Source organism: Rhodopseudomonas sp. (genome assembly GCF_048594845.1).
In the GTDB taxonomy this organism is placed as follows: Bacteria; Pseudomonadota; Alphaproteobacteria; order Rhizobiales; family Xanthobacteraceae; genus Rhodopseudomonas.
Window position 1 is genome coordinate 1 of record NZ_JBMDXE010000269.1, and the last position, 7575, is coordinate 7575.

General features: G+C 66.5%; 7 protein-coding genes. 2 read left to right on the top strand and 5 right to left on the bottom strand.

All coding sequences use genetic code 11. From position 1 onward, the window contains the following. Together ACOJTD_RS17440 and ACOJTD_RS17445 are read left to right on the top strand one after the other, a co-directional pair. Positions 1 to 1325, top strand: a 1325-nt coding sequence (locus ACOJTD_RS17440; RefSeq protein ID WP_420134142.1) for an ATP-binding cassette domain-containing protein, incomplete at its 5' end; no start/stop codon positions are given. Positions 1326 to 1424: 99 nt separating this feature from the next. Further along, positions 1425 to 2507 carry an alanine racemase gene (locus tag ACOJTD_RS17445; RefSeq protein ID WP_420134143.1) on the top strand — a complete coding sequence of 361 codons (1083 nt, stop codon included), beginning with the start codon at positions 1425 to 1427 and terminating at the stop codon, positions 2505 to 2507. Between the two features lie 326 nt (positions 2508 to 2833). Here the strand turns inward: ACOJTD_RS17445 and ACOJTD_RS17450 are convergent, their stop codons facing one another. The 5 genes from ACOJTD_RS17450 to ACOJTD_RS17470 form a co-directional block, all read right to left on the bottom strand. Further along, a complete protein-coding gene (locus ACOJTD_RS17450) occupies positions 2834 to 4066 on the bottom strand; it encodes an NAD(P)/FAD-dependent oxidoreductase (RefSeq protein ID WP_420134144.1) in 1233 nt (410 codons plus the stop codon). A 303-nt stretch (positions 4067 to 4369) separates the two neighbouring features. Beyond that, complete coding sequence (locus tag ACOJTD_RS17455) at positions 4370 to 5287, bottom strand: SDR family NAD(P)-dependent oxidoreductase (protein WP_420134145.1); 918 nt, start codon at positions 5285 to 5287, stop codon at positions 4370 to 4372. 16 nt (positions 5288 to 5303) lie between these two features. After that, on the bottom strand, positions 5304 to 5771 hold the full coding sequence (locus tag ACOJTD_RS17460) for a MaoC family dehydratase (RefSeq protein WP_420134146.1): 468 nt from the start codon (positions 5769 to 5771) through the stop codon (positions 5304 to 5306). A gap of 90 nt (positions 5772 to 5861) precedes the next feature. Further along, positions 5862 to 6836: an NADPH:quinone oxidoreductase family protein gene (locus ACOJTD_RS17465; RefSeq protein ID WP_420134147.1), complete on the bottom strand. Its 975-nt coding sequence runs from the start codon at positions 6834 to 6836 to the stop codon at positions 5862 to 5864. Beyond that, positions 6836 to 7456 (bottom strand): 2-hydroxychromene-2-carboxylate isomerase, encoded by a 621-nt coding sequence (locus tag ACOJTD_RS17470; protein ID WP_420134148.1) that lies wholly within the window; start codon positions 7454 to 7456, stop codon positions 6836 to 6838. Before ACOJTD_RS17470 ends, ACOJTD_RS17465 begins: the two co-directional genes overlap by 1 nt. Positions 7457 to 7575: the final 119 nt, after the last annotated feature.

Genomic DNA, 7575 nt, shown 5'->3' on the forward strand with positions numbered 1-7575 from the left:
GCGCGATCGTGATGATCAGCCACGACCGCCGCTTCCTCGGCAATCTGTCGCGCTCGACCGCCTGGCTCGACCGCGGCGTGATCCGCCAGATCGACCGCGGCTTCTCGCAATTCGAAAGCTGGCGCGACGAGGTGCTGGCCGAGGAAGAGCGCGATCAGCACAAGCTCGACCGCAAGATCGTGATGGAGGAGCACTGGCTGCGCTACGGCGTCTCCGGACGTCGCAAGCGCAACGTCAAGCGCCTCGCCGGCCTGCACGAGCTGCGCGCGCAGCGCCGCGATTATCGCGGGCCCACCGGCAGCGCGAATCTCGCCGCGGCGGAGGCCGACAAATCCGGCAAGCTGGTGATCGAAGCCAAGGGCATCAGCAAGGCCTGGGGCGAGCGCACCATCGTCGAGAATTTCTCGATCCGCATCAATCGCGGCGACCGTATCGGCATCGTCGGCCCAAACGGCGCCGGCAAGACCACGCTGATCAGCGTGCTGACCGGCGCCGAACCGCCCGATAGCGGCAGCATCCGGCTCGGCACCAATCTCGAAGTCGCGACGCTCGATCAGCATCGCGACAGCCTCGATGCCCGAACGTCGCTGGCCGAAGCGCTGACCGGCGGCCGCGGCGATCAGGTCATGGTCGGCGGCAAGCCGCGCCACGTCATCGGCTACATGAAGGACTTTTTGTTCAAGCAGGAGCAGGCCCGCACCCCGCTCGAAGCGCTGTCCGGCGGCGAGCGCGGCCGGCTGATGCTGGCGCGAGCGCTGGCCAAGCCGTCGAACGTTCTGGTGCTCGACGAACCGACCAACGATCTCGACCTCGAGACGCTCGACGTGCTCGAAGAGATGCTCGGCGATTACGAGGGCACGGTGCTGCTGATCAGCCACGACCGCGACTTCCTGGACCGCGTCGTCACCTCGGTGATCGCGCCCGAGGGCGACGGCAAGTGGATCGAATATGCCGGCGGCTACTCCGACATGCTGGTCCAGCGCGGCGCCGACCTGACGCGGCAGCCGGCGAAGGCGTCGGCAGAGACCACCGCGAAGGCTGCATCGAGTGAATCCGCCACGAAGGCGTCCGCGCCGGCGCCGAAGCGCAAGATGAGCTTCAACGACAAGCACGCGCTGGAAACGCTGCCCAAGACCATCGCCAAGCTCGAAGCCGAGATCGCCAAACTGCAGGCCGAACTCGACGACCCGCAGCTCTACGCCAAGGACCGCGCCAAATTCGACAAGCTCTCCGCCGCAATGGCCAAGGCCCACGACGAGCATCAGGCGGCCGAACATCGCTGGCTGGAGCTGGAGATGCTGCGCGAAGAGATCGAAAGCGCATAAGCGCGTTTTGAATAGCGGCCCATCCCAGTAGTAAGCTGTCATGGCCGGGCTTGACCCGGTAACAAGTCGCGACGTCCTGCCGCAAACCGGAGCCCACCGATGACCACCTCCCTCGCCGCCAAGATCGCCCGTGAGGTCGGCACGCCGGCGCTGGTGATCGACATGGACCGGGTCGAGCGTAATATCGCGCGGGTGCAGGCGATGTGTGATGCGGTCGGCGTCACCAACCGGCCGCATATCAAGACGCACAAATCGCCACTGCTGGCGAAGATGCAGATCGACGCCGGCGCCCGCGGCATCACCTGCCAGAAGCTCGGCGAGGCCGAGGTGATGGCCGAGGCCGGCATCGACGACATCCTGATCAGCTACAATCTGCTCGGCGAGGAGAAGATGGCGCGGCTCGGCGCGCTGCACGAACGCGCCACGATGACGGTCGCGGCCGACAACGATGTGGTGATCGCCGGCCTGCCCGCGGCCGCCGCGCGCGCGGGCCGGCCGCTCGGCGTCGTGGTCGAATGCGACACCGGCCGCCAGCGCGCGGGCGTCGAAACACCGGGCGAAGCGATCGCGCTGGCGCGCGCCATTGCCGCCTCGGAAGGCCTAGTGTTCAAGGGCTTCATGCTGTACCCGACCGAAGACGGCTGGCCGCGCGCGCAGCGTTTCTTTGACGAGGCGCTGGCCGGTGTGCGCGCCCACGGCCTCGACGCCGCGATGGTGTCGACCGGCGGCTCGCCGAACCTCAAAAACCTCGGCCAGCTCAAAGGCGCCACCGAGCATCGCCCCGGCACCTACATCTACAACGACCGCATGCAGGTCGCCGCCGGCGTCGCAAGCTGGGACGACTGCGCGCTGAACGTATATTCCACCGTCGTCAGCCGCGCCGGCCCGGAGCGCGGCATTTTGGACGCCGGCTCCAAGACCCTGACCTCCGACCCCGGCGGCGGCCTCGACGGCTACGGCCTGATCCTCGACCACCCCGAAGCCCGCATCGCCAAGTTCGCCGAAGAACACGGCTTCCTCGATTTGTCGCGCAGCAACTCGCGTCCGAATATCGGCGACGTCGTGCGGATTGTCCCGAACCACGTCTGCGTCGTCGTCAACATGGTCGACGAGGTGGTGATGGTGCGCGGCGAGGAGATTCTTGGCCTGCTGCCGGTGGCGGCGCGGGGGAAGCTGGAGTAACAGCTCGAAGGCGAGATCACCTTCGCGTTCGTCATTCCGGGGCGCGCGGCGAAGCTGCGCGAGCCCGGAATCCATATCCCCTGGACTCGCGGTGAAGGTACGACGGCCGACGCCTAGACCATCTCGTAAGCCAGGGGTTATGGATTCCGGGCTCGCGCTACGCGCGCCCCGGAATGACTCGTGGAGAGGATGCCGACCCATCGTTCGTCATTGCGAGCGAAGCGAAGCAATCCAGTCCGGTGTACTGCGCTGGATTGCTTCGTCGCGGAGCCTGCAGTCGGACGGCGCAAAGCGCCGATCCGGGTGCTCCTCGCAATGACGGAGAGTTAGCGTCCCAGATACTTCGCCGCGCCCTGCCCCGCAGCGCAGCCAATCGCCAAACACGCTGTCAGCAGATATCCGCCGGTCGGCGCTTCCCAGTCGAGCATTTCGCCGGCGGCGAATACGCCTGGCACTTTTCGCAGCATGTAGGCGTCGTCGATCTCATCCAGCGTGATGCCGCCGGCACTGGAGATCGCGCGGGCGATCGGCGCGACGGCGCTGAGCCGCACCGGCACGGCGTTGATCAGCGCGGCGAGTGCCTCCGGCGACATCGCTGCGAGCGGAACGCCGTCCGCCAGTGCGGCTTCGTACAACAGACCAATGCCACCCGGCGACAGCCCCGCGGCCTTGCGCAGATATGTCGACAGCGACTGCTTGCCCTTGGGCTTGGCGAGTCGCGATGCGAGGTCGTCGACGCCGAGATCCGGCCGCAACGCGATCAGCAGCCGCGCTTCGCCGGTGGTCAGGATCGCATCGCGCAGCGGCGCCGACAGTGCGTAGATCGCCCCGCCTTCGATGCCGTCGCGCGTGATCACCGCCTCGCCGCGCACGTTGTGCTCACCGAACGTCAGCGCGATGTTCTTCAACGGCGTCCCTTGATACTTGTCGGCGAACAGCGCCGACCAGCCGACCGTGAAGCCGCAATTCGCCGGCCGCAGCGGCGCGACGGCGATGCCCTTCGCGGCAAGCAGCGGCACCCAGCCGCCGTCCGAGCCGAGCCGCGGCCAGCTCGCGCCACCGAGCGCCAGCACGGTCGCGCGCGCCGCGACGACGGCGACGCCGGTCGCAGTATCGAAGCGCAGGCGGCCTTGCTCGTCCCAGCCGGTCCAGCGATGCCGCAACCGCAGTTGCACGCCCTGCTGGTCGAGCCGGCGCAGCCAGCCGCGCAGCAGCGGCGAGGCTTTCATCGCGGTCGGAAACACCCGGCCGCTCGAGCCGACGAAGGTCGGCTGGCCGAGGTCGTCGGCCCAGCGTCGCAGCGCGTCGGGCGGAAAGGCTTCGATCGCGGGCGCAAGCCGTGATTGCGCGGCGCCGTAGCGCGCAAGAAACTCCGGCAGTGGCTCGCTGTGCGTGAGGTTAAGTCCGCCGCGCCCGGCGAGCAGAAACTTCCGCGCCGGCGCCGCCATGCCGTCGAACACGACGACCCGCGCGCCGGCGCGGGCGAGCTGCTCGGCCGCCATCAGCCCGGCCGGGCCGGCACCGATCACGGCGGCGTCGATGTCGATAAAGTCAGCCACGATGGCCTGCGCTGCAAATCATTCGGCGCTTATACACCACGTGGGGCAGGCGCAGAGATTCCGGGTTCGCCCTACGGGCGCCCCGGAATGACTCGCGGATGGGATCCCGCTTTCCCGCGCGCTAGGATTCGTTGAGGGTCTCAAACGGCAAGCCCCGTAACCCGAAGCCCCGGTTAATTCTAAGCCCCAAGCACGTCGTTCCGGGGCGCTCGCGTAGCGAGCGAACCCGGAACCTCGACAAGTTCTGCGAGTCAGAGAGTCCGGGGTCGCCCGCAATTGCGAGCGCCCCGGAATGACTCAAGTTTACATTTTAATCCCAAGCCGCGCCGCCGCTTGCGCCACGTACTTCTGCGTCTGCTGGAAGGCGCCCTCCAGCGCCTGGGCCTTGGAGTCGTCGGTGATCTCGGCGAAGTGCGCCGCGATCCCGTCGGGGGTCCACTCGTTTTCCGGCAGGTTGATGCCTTCGGTCTCGATGATCTTGATCTGCGCGAACGAGCCGGCACCGGCGCCGAGCGTGGTGCGGGTCGGCGCGTTCTCGCTGAGCAGGAACAGAACCGCGGGCGTGATCGCCTCCGGCTTCATCAACTGCAGCGCCTGCGGCGGCAGCAGCTCTTCGGTCATGCGGGTCGCAGCGGTCGGCGAGATGGTGTTGACGCGGATGTCGGTCTTGCGGCCTTCTTGCGCCAGCACGTTCATCAGGCCGACGATGCCGGCCTTCGCGGCGCCGTAGTTGGCCTGGCCGAAATTGCCGAACATGCCGGACGACGAGGTGGTCAGCACGATACGGCCGTAGTTACGCTCCTTCATGCCGTCCCACACCGCCTTGCAGCAGTAGAACGTGCCGGCGAGATGCACGTCGATCACCTTCTGGAAGTCGCTCAGCTCCATCTTGGCGAATGACTTGTCGCGAAGGATGCCGGCGTTGGCGACCAAGAGATCGACGCTGCCCCACTCCTTGGTCGCCTTGGCGACCATCGCCTGCACCTGCTCGTAGTTCGAGACGTCGGCGCCGTCGGCCATCGCGGTGCCGCCGGCCTTCTTGATCTCCTCGACCACGGTCTCGGCCGCGGTCATCGAGCCGCCGGTGCCGTCGCGCGCGCCGCCGAAATCGTTGACCACAACCTTGGCGCCGAGCGCCGCGAGGCCGAGCGCGTGCGCGCGTCCCAGACCATTGCCCGCGCCGGTGACGATAGCGACGCGTCCGTCGAACCTGATAGCCATGTGTTTGCTTCCCGGATTATTGTTCGAAGTAGATCAGGCCGAGCCAATCGGCGACCAGCGCCGAGCGCTTCTCGCCTTCGATCTCGACATTGACGCTGGTGCGCGACAGCAATTCGCCCGGCTTGCGCCAGGTCGCTTCCGCCAGCATGAATCGGCCGCGCACGCGCATGCCCGCCTTCACCGGCGAGATGAAGCGCAGGCGGTCGAAGCCGTAATTGACGCCCATGGTGACGCCCTTGATCTTCGGCATCGCCTCGTAGCTGAACACGCTGAGCATCGACAGCGTCAGGAAGCCGTGCGCGATGGTCGAGCCGAACGGCGTCTCGCGCGCGGCGCGCTCCGGATCGACATGGATGAACTGCCAGTCCTCGGTGCAGTCGGCGAAAGTGTCGATCCGCTTCTGATCCAGCACGTGCCATTCCGACACGCCGATCTCGCTGCCGACCATCTTGAGATACGCGTCGCGTTCGACTTCAGCGGCCATTCGATCCTCGTTGTTTTGCGGCGCACATTCCACATTTGACGAACCCGCGCCAAGCGAAATCTTCGCCGGCGCGGGCTTGAAAGTTCCGGCTTACGGGATCAGGGCGACCCGGCCGATCGCTTTGCGGTCGATCAGCAGCCGCATGCCGCGGGCCCATTCGGTGAGCGGCACGCGGTGCGAGATATTCGGCCGCAGCACGCCCTTTTCGGCGAGATCAAGCAGCGTGACCATGCGCTGCTCGCCGAGCGCAGGATCGCGCCGCACCGCCTCGCCGGCGCGGACGCCGACCACGCTGGCGCCCTTCATCAGGATCAGATTGGTGCGTGCCAACCCGATGCCACCGGTGAAGCCGATCACCAAGAGCCGTGCGCCCCAGTTGATACAGCGCACGCTGTCCTCGAAAATCTCGCCGCCGACCGGATCGAACACCAAGTCGGCGCCGCGGCCGCCGGTGATCCGCTTCACCGCATCCTTGAACGGCTCCGCGCCATACAGCACGCCGTGGTCGGCACCGCGGGCGCGGGCGACTTCGAGCTTCTCCTCGCTCGAGGCCGCGGCGATGACCGTCGCGCCAAGATATTTGCCGACTTCGACCGCGGCGAGGCCGACGCCGCCGCCGGCGCCGTGCACCAGCAGCACCTCTCCCTTCTTTAGATTTCCGCGCTCGACCAGACCGTGCCACGCAGTGCCGTGGCCGGCGAGATACGTCGCGGCTTCCGCGTAGTCGAAGGTCGACGGCGCCGGCGTCAGTTGCGACGCGGCTGTCACCACCTCCTCGGCGTAGGCGCCGAACCGCAGCTTGACGATGACGCGGTCGCCGAGCTTGGCGCTGCTGACGCCCTCGCCCAACTCGATCACGTCGCCGGCCGCTTCCATGCCGGGGATGAACGGCAACTCCGGCTTGAGCTGATACTCGCCGGCGCACATCAGGATATCGGGGAAGTTGATACCGGCGGCACGGATCGCGACCCGCACTTCGCCCGGCTTCAACGCTTTGCGCTCGACCTCTTCAAGCCGCAGGGCCTCGGGCGGTCCGAGTTCGCGGCACACCACAACCTTCGGCATCAGGCGGCACCCGCTTTGCTGCGGACCAGCGCCTCGCGGATGAGCGGCAGGCGATCATTTCCGAAATACATGTCGGTTTTGTCGACGAAGATCGTCGGCGAGCCGAAGCCACCGCGCGCGATCACTTCGTCGGTGTTGTCCTTGAGCTGATCCTTGATCGCCGGCTCGGCGATGCCGGCGAAGAACGCCTGCGGATCGAGACCGCATTTATTGCAGATCGCCGTCAGCACCTCGTCCTTGGAGATGTCCTGATCGTCGCCCCAATAGGCTTCAAACACCGCGGTGGCAAACGGCACCATCGCGGCCGGCTTGTCGCGCAATAGCCACAGGCAGCCACGCATCGCCTTGACGCTGTTCACGGGAAACACGCTCGGCGGCATCTTGATGGCGAGGTTGGACGAGCGCGCCCAATCCATCAGGTCCTTCTTCATGTAGCGCGCCTTCAGCGGCACCGGCGTCTTCCGCGACTCGTACACGCTCGGATTGACCGAATTGAAGATGCCCCCGACCAAAATCGGCTTCCAGACAATCTCCTCCCCCATCTCCTTCGCCAGCGGCTGGATGTTGTGAAAGGCGAGATAGGTCCATGGACTGGAGCAGTCGAAGAACACTTCGAGCATAGGCGTTTCCTTTTCTTGGTTGTTGTGGGTGGTGTTGATTGTTAGTCAAACTCTCGTTCGTCATTCCGGGGCGCGCGCAGCGCGAGCCCGGAATCCATAACCCCTATGCTCTCGGCCAA

Coding starts and splice junctions, on each gene's coding strand:
- ACOJTD_RS17445 (WP_420134143.1), top strand. CDS start 1,425: ATGACCACCTCCCTCGCCGCCAAGATCGCCCGTGAGGTCGGCACGCCG.
- ACOJTD_RS17455 (WP_420134145.1), bottom strand. CDS start 5,287: ATGGCTATCAGGTTCGACGGACGCGTCGCTATCGTCACCGGCGCGGGC.
- ACOJTD_RS17460 (WP_420134146.1), bottom strand. CDS start 5,771: ATGGCCGCTGAAGTCGAACGCGACGCGTATCTCAAGATGGTCGGCAGC.
- ACOJTD_RS17465 (WP_420134147.1), bottom strand. CDS start 6,836: ATGCCGAAGGTTGTGGTGTGCCGCGAACTCGGACCGCCCGAGGCCCTG.
- ACOJTD_RS17470 (WP_420134148.1), bottom strand. CDS start 7,456: ATGCTCGAAGTGTTCTTCGACTGCTCCAGTCCATGGACCTATCTCGCC.